Here is a 14,318-nt window from a genome sequence, read left to right on the forward strand (position 1 = left end):
GAAGGCTTCGCTTTAGATTGCTCACAGCGCCGGAGGACGCAAAAGCCCGGGCGATGAGAAACCGCCCGGGCTTCTTGTCTGCGCGTTAAGCCGAGGGGGCTTTATTTGCCGCTTCTGGTCGCGAGCCACCGCTTGAATTCGACATTCGTGTCTGTCTGGATGGCGCCGACGCCGGCGTCAACGAGTGCTCCCCATACGCCTTCAGGGTCGCTAAGCGCCCGGCTATCGTTGAAGTCGAGATTGTAGGAGACATCGAGCGTATTGATCCAGAGCCGGATATTTTGACGCTCCAGTTCCTCGCGCCCGGCGGCAAGATCGGCAATGTCGGTAAATTTCACTTCGACCATCGGCGCCTTGAGCGGTTCGATCATTCTGAGGTCTTCGATGAATTTTCCGGGCCGGACAGGAAACATCGGCATATGCGGGATCGAGCCGAACCAATCGGCGTCCAGCACCGGGAAACGGCCGCTTTGCGGCTCGACATCCGACTTGATGATGACGTGATCCTCAGCACCCAGCCGCCGCACTGCAGCGATAACCTGCGGCAGTTCGCGGGGGAATTTCGTGTCGATATTGACGAAGACGCGTCCGCGCGCCTCCTCCAGCGCTTCTTCGAGCGTGGGAACGCGTTCATCCGTCAATGCTGCCATCTCTCCGCCGGCGCCGGCGCGCAGTCGGGCCGCGCGGATTGTGGCAAAGCTGCTCGCTCCGACGACACCCCCGGCGGAGGTGGTGCGGTCCAGCGTCTTGTCGTGAATGACGACGAGATGGCCGTCGGCAGTCGCCTGCGTGTCGATTTCGACGAATTCCACGCCAAGCTCGGCTGCCGCACGGATTGCCGCCAATGAATTTTCGGGAGCTGCCGACCAAAGCCCACGATGGGCAATCGTCAGAATGTTTGGATTGGACAGGGAGAGGAGGTCGTAAATATCGGCATTGCGGGATGAGGGCGAGATGGCGGTCTGGCTATGCATGAGAAAAGCTTTCGTGAGCTGTCGGTTTTCAGGCGGAATGAGCGGATGCGAGGTTTGATGTCGAATGTGAGCGCCAATGGCTATGGCCGACGCGGTGTATTGGCGCCGATCGCTGCTATGGCTATTAATACACATAAGGTGTAATATTTATGACGAGCAGCCGCGAATAGGTGGGGATTTGGATTGTGCCCGGACAGGCGAGCGGCTAGGTCGGAATCATAGTATCGGGATTGCAGTCATGGCAGCGCTGGAAAAATCCCCATTGGCAAGCGAGAACGAGCGCCTCATTCTCGATATTGTCCGCAGCCGCGAGCCGATCCCGCGCGCGACCATTACTGCCTATACCAATTTGACGCAGCAATCCGTGCATCGTCTCGTCCAGGCGCTGACGGCTCGCGGCTTGCTTCGCGCCGGTGCGCCGTTCAAGGGCGCACGCGGGCAGCCGAGCCCGACGATCGAATTGGAACGGCAGGCGGTCTATTCGGTCGGTATTTCCGTCAATACCGATGCGGTGACGCTGTCGCTCGCCGATTTCGGCTGCGATGTCGTCGATCAGGAGGTGTTGAGGGGCGTGCCCGCCGATCGCAAGGCAACGCTGGCAATGCTTGCCGAGAAACTGGGGTCGATCCTGGCGCGCCGTGAAATATCGCGTGCAAATCTCATCGGACTTGGCTTTGCCATGTCGGGCTTCTTTGTCGGCGATGATCGTCGCTTCAATGCTCCGGAGCCGCTGCGCGACTGGTCTTTAGTCGATCTGCAGCCGGAGCTCGAGCAAGTGTTCGCATTGCCGGCCTGGTTGGAAAACAACGCAACGACAGGCGCAATCGGTGAGAGCCTGCGCGGTGTGGGGCGCTGGTGCAAGACCTTCGCATACCTGTCCTTCAATTATGGATTTGGCGGCGGTCTTGTTCTGGAGGGAAGGCCTTATTTGGGCTTCCACGGCAATGCTGGGGAATTCAGCGTCATCTACGATCCGGACGAGATGCTGCGCCGGCCAGCTTTGCAATATCTCATCGCCACATTGCGGGAGAGGGGCGTCGAGATAGGCTCCATCGAGGAACTGAAACAGAATTTCGACCCTTCCTGGCCCGGCGTCGAGAGCTGGCTTTCCGAGACCGTGCCGATGCTCGACCGTCTGATCGCCACGCTTGCCGGGGTGATCGATCCGCAAGCCATTGTCTTCGGTGGCCAGTTGCCGCCCGAGCTTGGACGAATGATGATCGCGCGCGCCCGCCTACCGTCGCAGCGTCCGCACCGTTATGGCGCCGCACCGCCGGGACCGCGGCTGGTTCTCAGCGAAACCAAAGGTGACGCCAGCGCGATCGGCGCGGCTCTGCTGCCGTTGAAGTTCCGGTATTTCTTGTGAGCGTGCCGAGCGCCTGTCATGCGGGATTACCGGATGACACCGGTATTTGCCAGCTTTCCGGCAAGTCGGTAAAATAACCCCACGAGGCCCAGGAGAGATCATCTCTATTGCTTGGTCGCGTCGCCAGCCGCCATTCCGGGGGATCGGGGAAACCGTGCCAAATCAGCCGCATCAAAAGCATGTCCTCACCGTCGCACGTCGCATAAAATTCGGCATCTAAGCTGCGAAGGTCGCTTGCTTCAATGCCGAATACCGAATGGTCGGCATTGAATAGGGAAGCCCAGATAATCGTCTTTGCAGCTCTCTTCTGAAATCCAGCCAACTGTAAGTCCGCCACCTCGTCGGGGGCATCCCATGGGTCAGCTTCCCAATCGTTCGACGTCGAGTTCATGCGATCCAATTGCTTCATAGACTGTCCATTCGATCCGCTTCTCGGCCTTGAGAGGCGATAGTCTATGGCGACATGGCGTGGTCTGCCAGCAAAGCTTCTCTCATTGTCGTTCCCCTGTGCAGATGCCGCCAAATACGCCTGTTGGCAAACGGATCAAATTCGCCCAGAGCACGGAAACGGTTGGTCGACGGATTTCAGTTCCGCATCATCCACGGTTCAGTGCTTTGTCAGAACCGCTTGCTAATGCACGGCCCATATTTTCTGGACGACCGTATTGGCGCGTAAAACTGCAATCATTGTTGGCAACGGAAAGCTGGAACGCGATATCGCCGGTATCGTGGACGAGGCGCAATTCGTCATGCGTTTCAATGAGCCGGTCCTTTCCGGAGGCATGAGCGGCGAGCGCACTGACATGATCATGCTGGCCGCCTCGAGCAAGATCTTGTATCGGCGGCTTTTGGATCCAAGTTTCATGGATAACGCCGCGCTCAAGGCCGCAAAGGTCTTCATGCTGGCCTATCACCCCGATATCATCCGCAAATATCACCCCCGACCCAACATCTTCCAGCGTCTGCAGGGTCGAAAGGCTGACTGGACGATGCAGGCAATCGAGTTGCTGGGCAGGGCCGGCAAGGAGATCCGCATCATGCCACCGCAGACCTATATGGATGGCTGCGACGAGCTCGGCATTTCCGGGTCCTGCATGCACAAGGTCTTTCCCAGCACCGGCTTCCTTGGCATCCGTTATGTCCTCGCAAGGTTTCCCGCGTCCGAATGGGACATCAAGCTATGCGGCTTCAGCTGGGAAGGGTGGAAGCGGCATGATTGGCAGAGCGAGCGCAGCTGGGCCGAAAACAAGATTGCCAATGATCGCGTCAGCCTGATCGCCTGATCAAACCGGTGTTCTTCATGGATAAAGTCTGGCGGCTTACTGGCTATTGTCGCTGCCGAGCAGCCCACGAAGCTCCGGCAATTTGTCGTTGACCAGCCAGCCATAATAATTTTCTTCCGGCAGTTTCTTACTGCCCGAAGCATCCGCCGCTTGCCGCAAGGCAGCCGCACGGCGGCGCGGCTGGCCGACATTGTAAAGTGTGGCCGTCAGGCCGGGATTGTCGGTGATGTCGAAGCCTTCCGCGCGATAGGCGTCGATGGCATCCTTTACGATGGCGGCTATATAGATCACGCTGCGATCGGGGTCCATGATGTCGCGATAGATCGCCTGCGGATCGTCGACGGACAGCTTCGGCAGGCCGCTGGTCGCATGGACGAGATCGGTGACTTCAAGGGCGGTCAAAGGGCTGATCTGTCCAAGGCCGAAGGTCTGGCCGGCAAAGAAAGGCTGGAAGAAGGCGCGCTGGAACGTCATGTTTTCGTAAGCGACGCCGTCGACGACCTTGCCTCGGAAATTCTTGTCCCAGGTCTCGTCACGGCATTCCCACAATTCGGCGCTGCCGGTGAAGGCATTGCAATGGGCGAATTCCGGCTTCTTCAGGAAGGCCTGGACCGTCACGTCCTTATAGGCGAACTTGAAATCGGACTGCGAATAGGCGAGCGCCTTGACGTAGTAGGACTTCACCCTGTTGACGATCGTGATGTTGTAGGTGTGTTCGCCGACAAGGGCGCCAACGATGTGGATGGGGTCGATCTGGTAGGTCTGCCCGGCCTTCCTGATCGAGGCCATCAGCTCCTTATCGTCGCGAAGCACGCCGATGATCTTCCGATATTTCTCGTCGTAGGTGGTGTTGAAGGCCTTAGCCCGCAGTACCGAGGTATTGGGTATGGGTGGCTGAACGCTGTTGCGATTGCCTGGCGGCACGCGCACGAGCTCACGCGCAGAAACCGCGTTCGTCAATGCAAAGATAAAAAGAAGACCGAGTGCCGGGAGTATCGACAGGCGTGTTCGCATTCGCAAAGTGGCTTTCCAAAAATATTCCCCTGCGCGGGGACGATCTTGATACGCGATCGCTATCCGAAGGCAAGAGCGCAAGCTTCTTCCGTCTCACGAATCACAATAAACTTCGATCAAAGCAGCTCTCGGCTGTAGAGGCATAGGGATATGGCCGTCCAGGGTTGCGTTCCGTGGTCCGGGCTTTCGAAAGGATGTCGATGCAACATCTCGTGATCGCAGGGAGCATCTTGCTTGCAGCCGCCCCCGGCGAAGCCTTGCCGACGATGGCGGATGTTCCGGCGCTGGCCAAGGCGGCGGTCGCGCGGCGCATAGAGGTGCCGCCCTCAGCCATCCATATTCTGGCAGCCAAGCCAAGCGAACGAATGCCGGGCTTCGTCGTTTGCGGCCGTGTCGATACGGAAACTGCGAATGGCGGCGCCGGCGCGGAGGGCGGAGAACGCTTCTTCGTCGTCATCCCTGGCAATTTTGCCATCCTGGATCAGGACGGCAATGGTCTGGTCGACAGCTATTGGGCCGCCAATCACTGCGAGTGAGACGCCAGTGCCTTGCTGATCATGGCAAGCTCTTCGGGTGTGCGACCGGATTCCAGCCGAACCCAATCGTTCGGATTATCGGCCGTTTGACGCTTGATGAAAGTGTAGCCCGTTCCGCTCCAGTTTTTAACTGCATCGGTGAGATTGTCGAGGATGAGGTCGCCGTCATTCGTGCGCGCCATCAGGACAAGATGTCCCTCGTTATGGGTGTCGAGGACCACCGTCAGCAGCAGGGTAGATCGTGGCCAACCTGCTTCGACGAGCAATTTCTTCTTTAAGAGAACATAGTCATTGCAGTTGCCGGCACCGTCATCGGGATAGGTCCACCAGTTGATGATGCCGAGCTTGTAGATGCCGTAATGATCGTTGTCGTCGACACCCTCGATCTCATGATTGACGAGACTGTTGATCTGCTGCAGCTGCTCCCAGCGGTCATGATCGAGATCCGCGAACTCCACGCTCTTTTGGCCGGCCACGCATTCGGCTGGCTGCGCCTTACAGAAGCTCGTCCAGCCGACGGGCACGCTCGCTTCCGTCACCTCACGCGCAAACTGATGTGCGTGTGCCGCGGCGGTATTGGCCACGGGTTTTGCCGTTGTCGCTGTCGAAAACAGCAGGCCGGCGACGAAGAGAAAGCTTGCAGCGACGAGAAGTGAACGCATACTCGGCTCCATGAGTTGGGCTCATGAAATCCGACGCGGTCAAATTTATTCGGAAAAAGATTATTCGCATTTTATCGAACCGGCGCTTTTGACCGGTACGGCAATCGGGGACGTCCATTCCTGTGCCGAACTTATGATTTCCGATCGGTTACGAAGCGTGCCCATAGCGGGTACGACCTGAATGTCGGCAAAAAAGATATGGAATTTCATTCACATATTCCACTATCGGAAGAACATCTGGCGTGTTTATGATTTGTTTGTCTTAAATGCGAATCTCCATCGCGGATGGACGATGGAACAGCCACGGAATTGCTCGGGAGGCCTTTATGATCGACGATATTCTCGACCGGATGACGCTTGAAGAACAGGCTTCGCTGCTGTCCGGCGCTGATTTCTGGACCACGGTGCCGGTCGAGCGCCTTGGTGTCCCGAAGATCAAGGTCACGGATGGGCCGAACGGAGCCCGTGGTGCCGGCTCGCTGGTTGCCGGCGTCAATGCGGCCTGTTTTCCCGTCGCGATCGCGCTTGGTGCGACATGGAATCCGGCCCTTGTCGAACGAATGGGCGTGGCACTCGCCGGCCAGGCCAAGAGCAAGGGCGCCTCGGTGCTGTTGGCGCCGACGGTCAACATTCACCGCTCCGGCCTGAATGGCCGCAATTTCGAATGCTATTCCGAAGATCCGGTGCTGACGGCCGAGCTTGCCGTCGCCTATATCCAGGGCGTGCAGAGTCAGGGTATTGCCGCCACGATCAAGCATTTTGCAGGCAATGAATCCGAGATCGAGCGTCAGACGATGTCGTCGGATATCGACGAACGCGCCCTTCGCGAAATCTATCTGCCGCCGTTCGAGCAGGCTGTGAAGAAGGCCGGCGTCATGGCCGTCATGTCCTCCTATAACAGGCTGAACGGCACCTATACGAGCGAGCATCCCTGGCTGCTGACCAAAGTCTTGCGGGAGGAGTGGGGATTCGACGGCATCGTCATGTCGGACTGGTTCGGCTCGCATTCGACGGCGGCGACCGTCAATGCCGGGCTCGATCTCGAAATGCCCGGTCCGACGCGCGACCGTGGCGAAAAGCTGGTGGCGGCCGTGCGCAACGGCGAAGTCGAGGCGGAAACGGTGCGTGAGGCTGCCCGCCGCATTCTGACATTGCTAGAGCGGGTCGGCGCCTTCGAGAAGGCGCCCGATTTGAGCGAGCATGCGCTCGATCTGCTGGAAGATCGCGCTCTGATCCGCCAACTCGGAGCCGAGGGGGCCGTGCTCTTGAAGAACGACGGCATCTTGCCACTGCACAAGGCCGGGCTCGGGCATGTGGCGGTTATCGGGCCGAATGCTGCCGAAGCTCGTGTCATGGGTGGGGGCAGCGCCCAGATCGCCGCCCACTATAGGGTCAGCCCATTGGAAGGCATCCGGCAGGTACTATCGAACGCCAACAGCATTCACCATGCCGCCGGCTGCCGCAACAATCGCCTGATCAGCGTCTTCTCCGGCGAGATGCGGGTGGACTATTTTAAAGGCCGCAAGCTTGCAGGACCGGTGATCGCCACCGAAACCGCGAGCAAGGGCGAATTCTTCTGGTTCGACCTGCCATCTTCGGAACTCGATCCCAACGAATTCTCCGCCCGCATGACGGCCTCCTATGTGCCGACGGAGAGCGGCGAGCATGTATTCGGCATGACGAATGCGGGTCTCGCCAAGCTCTTTGTCGACGGCAAGCTCGTCGTGAATGGCTATGACGGCTGGGCTCGAGGAGACAATTATTTCGGCACGGCCAATGCCGAGCAGCGGCAAAGCATCCATCTGGAAGCCGGACAGAGCTACAAGGTGGTGGTCGAATATTGCTCGTCCGCGACGACCGAGGAGGGGATCAATCTGACGGCGGTGCGCTTCGGCGTGGAGAAGCCGCTTGGCGAAGAGGCCATGCTCGATGCCGTCCAAAAGGCAAGCGATGCAGATATCGTTCTGCTCTTTGTCGGCCGCGACGGCGAGTGGGATACGGAAGGCTTCGATCTGCCCGACATGCGCCTGCCGGGCCGGCAAGAGGAATTGATCGACCGGGTGGCGGCCGCCAATGCCAATACGATTGTCGTGCTGCAGACCGGTGGCCCCATCGAGATGCCGTGGCTCGGCAAGGTTCGGGCCGTGCTGCAGATGTGGTATCCCGGCCAGGAGCTCGGCCATGCCGTTGCCGATGTGCTCTTCGGCGATGTCGAGCCCGGCGGGCGCCTGCCGCAGACCTTTCCGAAACACCTGTCGGATAATTCCGCAATCGTTGGCGACGCATCCGTCTATCCCGGCAAGGATGGACATGTGCGCTACGCCGAGGGCGTTTTCGTCGGATATCGCCATCACGACACGCGCGATATCGAGCCCTTGTTTCCCTTCGGCTTCGGTCTTGGCTATACGCGATTTTCTTGGGGCGAGGCGCAGGCTTCGGCAACAAGGATGGGCGCGGAGGGTGTCACCGTAACAGTCGAGGTCACCAATACCGGCGATAGAACCGGTTCCGAACTCGTGCAGCTTTACGTGCGCGCGCTTGCTTCCACTATCGAGCGGCCGGACAAGGAGTTGCGCGCCTTTGCCAAGCTTCGGCTGATGCCGGGTGAAAAAGGCACCGCCTCGCTTGTCGTTCGTCCGCGCGATCTGAGCTATTTCGACGAGCGGATCGGAGCATTTCGAGCCATCGCCGGTCGCTATGAGTTTCTCGTGGCCGCCAACGCCCTCGATATCCGCTCAGCTGTGACGGTCGAGCTTGCAAGCGAATGGATCGGCGAGGTTTCGGATCGTTCGATCTGATATTGCGAACGGCAGCAGCTGACGAAATCGAGCTTAAGTAAAGGAGGGCGCAGGTCTGCGCCCACAATTGCCGTAGATATCGCCTCGACGCGGGGTGGAATTTCCTAGCGACGGCGCATGCGATGGGGCGGAAGCCGGCCGGAAAAAGCCGATGCCTCGTCGTCCTCTGCCGATGCTTCTACTTGAAAGATTTGCCCGACGGGCTTCGGCCGGCCGAGGAAGAAGCCCTGCGCCTCGTCGCAGCCCTCGACCCGGAGGATTTCGAGCTGATGGTTGGTCTCGACGCCTTCCGCGAGAACAGGGATATCCAGGCTCTTGCCGAGCGTGAGCACGGCGCGGACGATCGCCTTTGCCTGAATGCTGTGATCCACTTCGCTCATGAAGGAGCGATCGAGCTTGATCTTGTCGAAGGGGAAGGAGCGGAGCGTATCGAGCGACGAATATCCTGTTCCGAAATCGTCGATGGCAACGGTCACGCCAAGAGCCCGGATTTGCCGCAGCACATGCAGTGTTCGGCTCTTGTCCGCAATGATGGTGGATTCGGTAATTTCCAGCTCCAATCTCGACGGCGACAGGCCGGTTTCGAAAAGGATCGTGTGGACGAGCTTGGCAAGGTCGGCGTGAGCGAACTGTACGGGCGAAAGGTTGACGGCGATCTTGTAGGGTTGGTCCCATGATGCCGCCTCCTTGCAGGCGGTGCGCAATACCCATTCGCCGATGACAAGGATCGTACCGCTTTCTTCGGCAATGGGGATGAATTCCGAAGGGGGCACCGAGCCACGCTCGGGATGATGCCAGCGGACGAGGACTTCGTAGCCGCAGATCTGCCCGGTGCGAACGGAGGTCTGCACCTGATAGTGCAGGTCGAGCTGGTCCAGCTCGACAGCGCGGCGCAGGTCCTGCGCGAGCGTATGGCGGGCACGGGCCGCTTCATCCATCTTGGATTCATAAAAGCAGACGGCGCGGCCGATATCGGCTTTGGCGCGATACATCGCGAGATCGGCATTGCTGACGAGACGCTCCTGGTCGACGCCATCGTCGGGGTAGACGGCGACACCGATGCTGGCGCCTGTCACCGTCTCGAAATCGTCGATCCGGATGGGCTCAAACAGGACTTTCTCCAGCCGGGCTACGAAATCCAGCAGCTCGCTTTGTTCGCGAAAGCGCTTAGCGGCCGCGAACTCGTCACCACCGACACGGGCGACGAACTCGCCGTCCCTGACGAGGCGCAGCAGGCGGCGTCCGATCGCCTTCAGTGCCTGGTCGCCGGCCTTATGTCCTCGCAGGTCGTTGATTTCCTTGAAGCGATCGAGGTCGATACCGATGACTGCAAGCTTTACGCCGTCTTCCTTGGCATGTCCCATCTCGCGCTGCAGATGGTCGGCGAAACTGCTGCGGTTGGGCAGGCCCGTCAGCAGGTCGTTGAGGGCCATATGCTGAAGCTTCTCGATGGATTCGCGCGAGGCGCGCTCGTCGATCATGTAGCTTGCCACGCCTGTACCGATAATAAGCAATCCGCCGCCGGCAACGGCAACCGCCATGGCCTTCAGTGCATAGGTGTCCGCGATCGCAGCGCCAGTTGCAAGCGGCGTGACCGATACGGCCGTCATTGCCGTAAAGTGAAGCGAGACCACGGCGACGACGAAGAGAGCGAGTCCGGCGGCCGGGGAGAACTGCCAAGGCCGGCGTACCGCCTGATTGAGCGCAAGCGCTGCAAAAATCACGGAAAGGGCGATGGAGCCGACAACATAACCCTGATTCCATTCAACGATGCCATCGACGTGATAAGCCAGCATACCGGTATAGTGCATGGTGCTGATGGCAAGGCCGACGACGGCTCCGCCGAATTCCGGTGCGATGCGCGGCAGGCGCGACAAGGCGATCGCAAAACCGCCGGCACAGCCGATGGCGGCCAAAAGAAAGGAGGCCATCGTCAGGATGGGATCGAAAGTGACCGGCGCGCCGACCTCATAGGCCAGCATGGCAATGAAATGCGTGCACCAGATCGACGAACCGGCAGCCACGGCGGTCAGGAAGATCCAGCCGCCACGTTGAAGGTCGCGCGTCTTTTCGGCTCGCCGAAGCAGGTTGAGGGTGATCCATCCGCCGCTGACGCAGACGAACGCTGCGAGAAGAACGAGCCACAGATTGTGTTCCGTGAAGATGCAGGAAAGAACGCGCACGCAAAGATCCCAACTATAGCTATCAGGGCGCCATGCTTAACATGGGCAGCTGAACCCGACATCGATGGCTGCTGCTTTCACAGGTAAACACTGAAAATCAAGTAAAGATACTTTGCGCGAAATTGCAATTTCTGCAACCGCCGGCTTCGTGCCGGCTAGGTGTCTTCTTTGTGAAGTATCTGATTGTGCGCGTCTTTTTCGTTTGTGGATGCGAGAATTCATCGCGTTCGATTTCCACCCAGTGATTGCATTGTCCACGGATATATTACGAATTCTTGGTAAATTTCTCCTGAATATTGTAAGTATAAATGGGAAACTCTCTCTTATGAGAATCTCAATATTTATTGAATATAATATACATAAGTATATTTGAAAGTAATAATACTTTCGTTTGACGAATGTTTTGATGCTGCAACTTGTAATGTAGAGAGCTTGCTTGTGAAGAGATTTACAATTTCGCCAAAGTCGCTTGATGTCGTGCGCACGCTCGCGGGACGGCTGTTTCTGGATCGGTCGGGCAATTTCGGGATCACCACGGCATTGATTGCCGTTCCGTTGATCGCGGTGGGGGGCCTAGCGCTCGATGTCACCAATGCGATGCTCGTCAGAACGGAATTGCAGAATGCCGCCGATGCTGCTGCGGTCGGTGCAATCGCGGATTCATCTCCGGCGGTTGCGGCTGCCATGGCCATGACGAGCGACGGCACCGTTACCATCGGTCAGAGCGATGCCAACAAGCTTTTTCTCGGCCAGGCCTCGAGCGACCTCCAGAACATACCGGTCAGCGTCAGCGCCGCGGTAACGCGCACGGGAAATATCGTCTCATCGACGGTCAATTTTTCCACGAACGTGCCGACGACGCTGAGCCAGGTTATCGGAAAAACATCCATCCCCGTCAGCGGTTCGGCATCCGCGCAGTATCAGACGGCGAATTTCATGGATTTCTATATGCTGCTGGACAATACACCTTCCATGGGTATTGTCGCGACCTTGGACGACATCAAAACGATGGTGTCGAAGACGCCCGATAGCTGCGCCTTTGCATGCCATATTCAAAATTCAACGAACGACTATTACAATCTTGCGAAGAATGTACTGAAGATCAATACGCGTATCGACGTCGTCCGCCAGGCAACGCAGTCGCTGACCGATACTGCCGTGCACAACCGAGTAACACCTGATCAATACAGAATGGCCGTCTATACCTTCGGTCCCGACGCCGACCATATTGGCTTGACCAACGTATCGCCGCTCTTATCCGATATGACGCAGGTTAGCAAAGCCACCAGTGCGGTAGACCTGATGGCTGTTCCCAAACAAGGCTATAACAACGACCAGGATACGAGTTTCGATACGATGCTGACGCAGCTCGCGCCAATTATCGGCAACGGCGGCAGCGGAAAAACCAGCTCCGATCGTCAGAAGGTTCTCTTCCTTGTCACTGACGGCGTCGGCGACAGCAACAAGCCCACCACTTGTACCAAGCCGACCACCGGCGGGCGCTGTCAGGAGCCGCTCGACACTACCTTCTGTCAGCCGTTGAAAAACCAGAACATCAAGATCGCAATCCTCTATACGACCTATTTTCCCCTGCCGACAAATGGCTGGTACAATCAATGGATCGCGCCGTTCCAATCGCAAATCGGCACCCATTTGCAGACTTGCGCCTCACCCGGCCTCTATTTCGAGGTGAGCCCGACACAAGGCATCACCGACGCAATGAACGCCTTGTTCCTCAAGGTCATTCGTACGCCGCGCATTACAAGCTGACAGCCAAGCATTGAATTGTCTGGGCAATGAAGGCCGACGCGGTTTGGCGTTTCACGGAACCGCCAAACCGCTTCATCACTGTGTTCGTAAATTCGGACGGAAAGCTGCCGCGCACTTATTCCGGAGTTGCTCTAAGTCAAGGCCAGCGACTTGAGCAGGCCGACGATCTTCTGGCGGGTCCTCACATCCTTGATCTTTGCAAAGGCTCGGTTGAGCTCGATACCTTCTTCGGACGAAATGAAGCCGACGAGGTCGTTGCGGATCACTCTTGCTTCCTCGGTCGAAAGAGGATTGTCGAAGACTGCATTTTCGAAGAAGTGCGAGATCGGGACACTAAGACAGTCGGCAACATGTTGCAGTCGACTTGCACCGACACGATTAGCGCCTTTTTCGTATTTCTGAACCTGCTGAAAGGTCAGGCCCAGTTTTTCGGCAAGTGCCGATTGGCTCATGCCCAGCAGGCGCCGTTGCGCGCGGATGCGTTTGCCGACTTCGATATCGATGGGGCTTGGCTGCTTTCTCTTCGAAATATCTTGCACGAGTTCCTCTTTCAGACCGGGAAGCTGCCACTCGAACCGACGGGAGGTGAGGATGAATGCCCCGACCCCCGCGCGCCTCTCATTGGCGAGCTTTCCGTCTATGACTGCCGGGTGAGGTGGGAGACGGCAATCGCGATTCACTTGGATCACGATCCAGCGCTGCATTTCATGCGTATTCGGTACAATGGCTGCGCGATTTGACCATTCGTTAGCATGTCGAAGGGAAGCAAATGGCGCTTTTTGCCCAGACGAGGGGCCGACTCAGCGATTGAGCTGTCGCACCGTGTCGATGAAAGCCCTGAGCTTCGGGGCCAGCTCGGCACGGCGCGGAAAGTAGAGAAAAAGGCCTGCTTCCGTCACGGCATAGTCGCTTAAAAGGTGGACGAGCCTGTCGGATGCGATCTCCGCCTTCACCAGCGGTTCGAAGACATAGGCCAATCCCACGCCTGCAATGGCCAACTCTATAGCCGAATGCGATTCGGTGACGATCGCCTGGCCATTCACCGCCACCGCGACATCCCGCCCATCCTCGACGAATTCCCACTGATAGAGGCCTCCGGAGCGGATCAGGCGGTAGCCGATACAATTGTGGTCGGAGAGATCCGCAAGCGTGTTTGGACGCCCGAAACGCCCGATATATGCGGGCGAGGCGACGACGACGGATCGGAAAGGAGGGGTCAGGCGAACGGCAACCATGTCCTGCGCGATCATTTCGCCGACGCGAATGCCGGCGTCGAAACCCTCGGAGATGATATCGGTCAGCCTTTCATCGGAGAAGATTTCCACTTCGACTTCGGGATAGCGTTCGGCCATCGCTGCGATCACGCGGGTGAGTGCCAGCGGCAGGCTGATGCGCGATGCGTTGATTCGCAACAGGCCGCTTGGTCTGCCCTTGACGGCCTTGATGCGCTCAATGCGGTCGTGAATGTCCTGCAGCGCTGGAGTAATGGTGGCGATCAGGCTCCTGCCGGACTCGGTCAACGCCACACTGCGCGTCGTGCGGGCAAAGAGGGGTTGGCCGAGCCGTTCTTCCACGAGCCGAACGGCGTGGCTAACGGCCGATGCGCTCATACCCAGTTCGCTTGCGGCGGCGGCAAATCCTCCGCGGCGTGCGACGGCGGCGACTATGGGCAAATGTGTCAGCAGATCGCGATCCATTGCTGCACCATATCGCATAATGCATGCGAATTATA

Annotated in this window: 12 protein-coding genes; 5 read left to right on the forward strand and 7 right to left on the reverse strand. The window is 58.2% G+C overall.

Going from position 1 to position 14,318, the window contains the following annotated elements; translation table 11 throughout:
- Positions 1-101: 101 nt before the first annotated feature.
- Positions 102-974, reverse strand: a complete 873-nt coding sequence (locus tag PH562_RS19890) for a glycerophosphodiester phosphodiesterase family protein (RefSeq protein ID WP_285175112.1) — start codon at positions 972-974, stop codon at positions 102-104.
- 238 nt (positions 975-1,212) lie between these two features.
- On the opposite strand from PH562_RS19890, the gene PH562_RS19895 reads away from it, so the two are divergent.
- Positions 1,213-2,340, forward strand: a complete 1,128-nt coding sequence (locus PH562_RS19895; RefSeq protein WP_285175122.1) for an ROK family transcriptional regulator — start codon at positions 1,213-1,215, stop codon at positions 2,338-2,340.
- 16 nt (positions 2,341-2,356) lie between these two features.
- Here the strand turns inward: PH562_RS19895 and PH562_RS19900 are convergent, their stop codons facing one another.
- Positions 2,357-2,749 carry a hypothetical protein gene (locus PH562_RS19900; RefSeq protein WP_285175125.1) on the reverse strand — a complete coding sequence of 131 codons (393 nt, stop codon included), beginning with the start codon at positions 2,747-2,749 and terminating at the stop codon, positions 2,357-2,359.
- A gap of 256 nt (positions 2,750-3,005) precedes the next feature.
- Between PH562_RS19900 and PH562_RS19905 the strand changes: the two genes are divergently transcribed.
- Complete coding sequence (locus tag PH562_RS19905) at positions 3,006-3,623, forward strand: glycosyltransferase family 29 protein (RefSeq protein ID WP_285175127.1); 618 nt, start codon at positions 3,006-3,008, stop codon at positions 3,621-3,623.
- Positions 3,624-3,659: 36 nt separating this feature from the next.
- On the opposite strand, the gene PH562_RS19910 is transcribed toward PH562_RS19905, so the two are convergent.
- On the reverse strand, positions 3,660-4,637 hold the full coding sequence (locus tag PH562_RS19910; protein ID WP_285175130.1) for a DUF1402 family protein: 978 nt from the start codon (positions 4,635-4,637) through the stop codon (positions 3,660-3,662).
- Positions 4,638-4,837: 200 nt separating this feature from the next.
- On the opposite strand from PH562_RS19910, the gene PH562_RS19915 reads away from it, so the two are divergent.
- Entirely contained in the window at positions 4,838-5,173 is a 336-nt protein-coding gene (locus PH562_RS19915) for a hypothetical protein (RefSeq protein ID WP_285175133.1), read from the forward strand.
- Here the strand turns inward: PH562_RS19915 and PH562_RS19920 are convergent.
- Entirely contained in the window at positions 5,161-5,835 is a 675-nt protein-coding gene (locus PH562_RS19920; protein ID WP_285175137.1) for a transglutaminase-like cysteine peptidase, read from the reverse strand. The two genes, PH562_RS19915 and PH562_RS19920, sit on opposite strands and share 13 nt — an antisense overlap.
- Positions 5,836-6,161: 326 nt before the next feature.
- On the opposite strand from PH562_RS19920, the gene PH562_RS19925 reads away from it, so the two are divergent.
- Entirely contained in the window at positions 6,162-8,633 is a 2,472-nt protein-coding gene (locus PH562_RS19925) for a beta-glucosidase (protein WP_285175140.1), read from the forward strand.
- 104 nt (positions 8,634-8,737) lie between these two features.
- On the opposite strand, the gene PH562_RS19930 is transcribed toward PH562_RS19925, so the two are convergent.
- Positions 8,738-10,816 (reverse strand): putative bifunctional diguanylate cyclase/phosphodiesterase, encoded by a 2,079-nt coding sequence (locus tag PH562_RS19930; RefSeq protein WP_285175143.1) that lies wholly within the window; start codon positions 10,814-10,816, stop codon positions 8,738-8,740.
- Between the two features lie 477 nt (positions 10,817-11,293).
- On the opposite strand from PH562_RS19930, the gene PH562_RS19935 reads away from it, so the two are divergent.
- Positions 11,294-12,586: a TadE/TadG family type IV pilus assembly protein gene (locus PH562_RS19935; RefSeq protein ID WP_285175264.1), complete on the forward strand. Its 1,293-nt coding sequence runs from the start codon at positions 11,294-11,296 to the stop codon at positions 12,584-12,586.
- A gap of 131 nt (positions 12,587-12,717) precedes the next feature.
- On the opposite strand, the gene PH562_RS19940 is transcribed toward PH562_RS19935, so the two are convergent.
- Positions 12,718-13,125 (reverse strand): helix-turn-helix domain-containing protein, encoded by a 408-nt coding sequence (locus PH562_RS19940; RefSeq protein ID WP_285175266.1) that lies wholly within the window; start codon positions 13,123-13,125, stop codon positions 12,718-12,720.
- 261 nt (positions 13,126-13,386) lie between these two features.
- Complete coding sequence (locus tag PH562_RS19945) at positions 13,387-14,283, reverse strand: LysR family transcriptional regulator (RefSeq protein WP_285175146.1); 897 nt, start codon at positions 14,281-14,283, stop codon at positions 13,387-13,389.
- Positions 14,284-14,318 lie beyond the last annotated feature (35 nt).

The organism is Rhizobium centroccidentale, assembly GCF_030182565.1.
Classification (GTDB): domain Bacteria; phylum Pseudomonadota; class Alphaproteobacteria; order Rhizobiales; family Rhizobiaceae; genus Rhizobium.

Coding starts and splice junctions, on each gene's coding strand:
- PH562_RS19945 (WP_285175146.1), bottom strand. CDS start 14,283: ATGGATCGCGATCTGCTGACACATTTGCCCATAGTCGCCGCCGTCGCA.
- PH562_RS19895 (WP_285175122.1), top strand. CDS start 1,213: ATGGCAGCGCTGGAAAAATCCCCATTGGCAAGCGAGAACGAGCGCCTC.
- PH562_RS19910 (WP_285175130.1), bottom strand. CDS start 4,637: ATGCGAACACGCCTGTCGATACTCCCGGCACTCGGTCTTCTTTTTATC.
- PH562_RS19915 (WP_285175133.1), top strand. CDS start 4,838: ATGCAACATCTCGTGATCGCAGGGAGCATCTTGCTTGCAGCCGCCCCC.
- PH562_RS19890 (WP_285175112.1), bottom strand. CDS start 974: ATGCATAGCCAGACCGCCATCTCGCCCTCATCCCGCAATGCCGATATT.
- PH562_RS19900 (WP_285175125.1), bottom strand. CDS start 2,749: ATGAAGCAATTGGATCGCATGAACTCGACGTCGAACGATTGGGAAGCT.
- PH562_RS19920 (WP_285175137.1), bottom strand. CDS start 5,835: ATGCGTTCACTTCTCGTCGCTGCAAGCTTTCTCTTCGTCGCCGGCCTG.
- PH562_RS19925 (WP_285175140.1), top strand. CDS start 6,162: ATGATCGACGATATTCTCGACCGGATGACGCTTGAAGAACAGGCTTCG.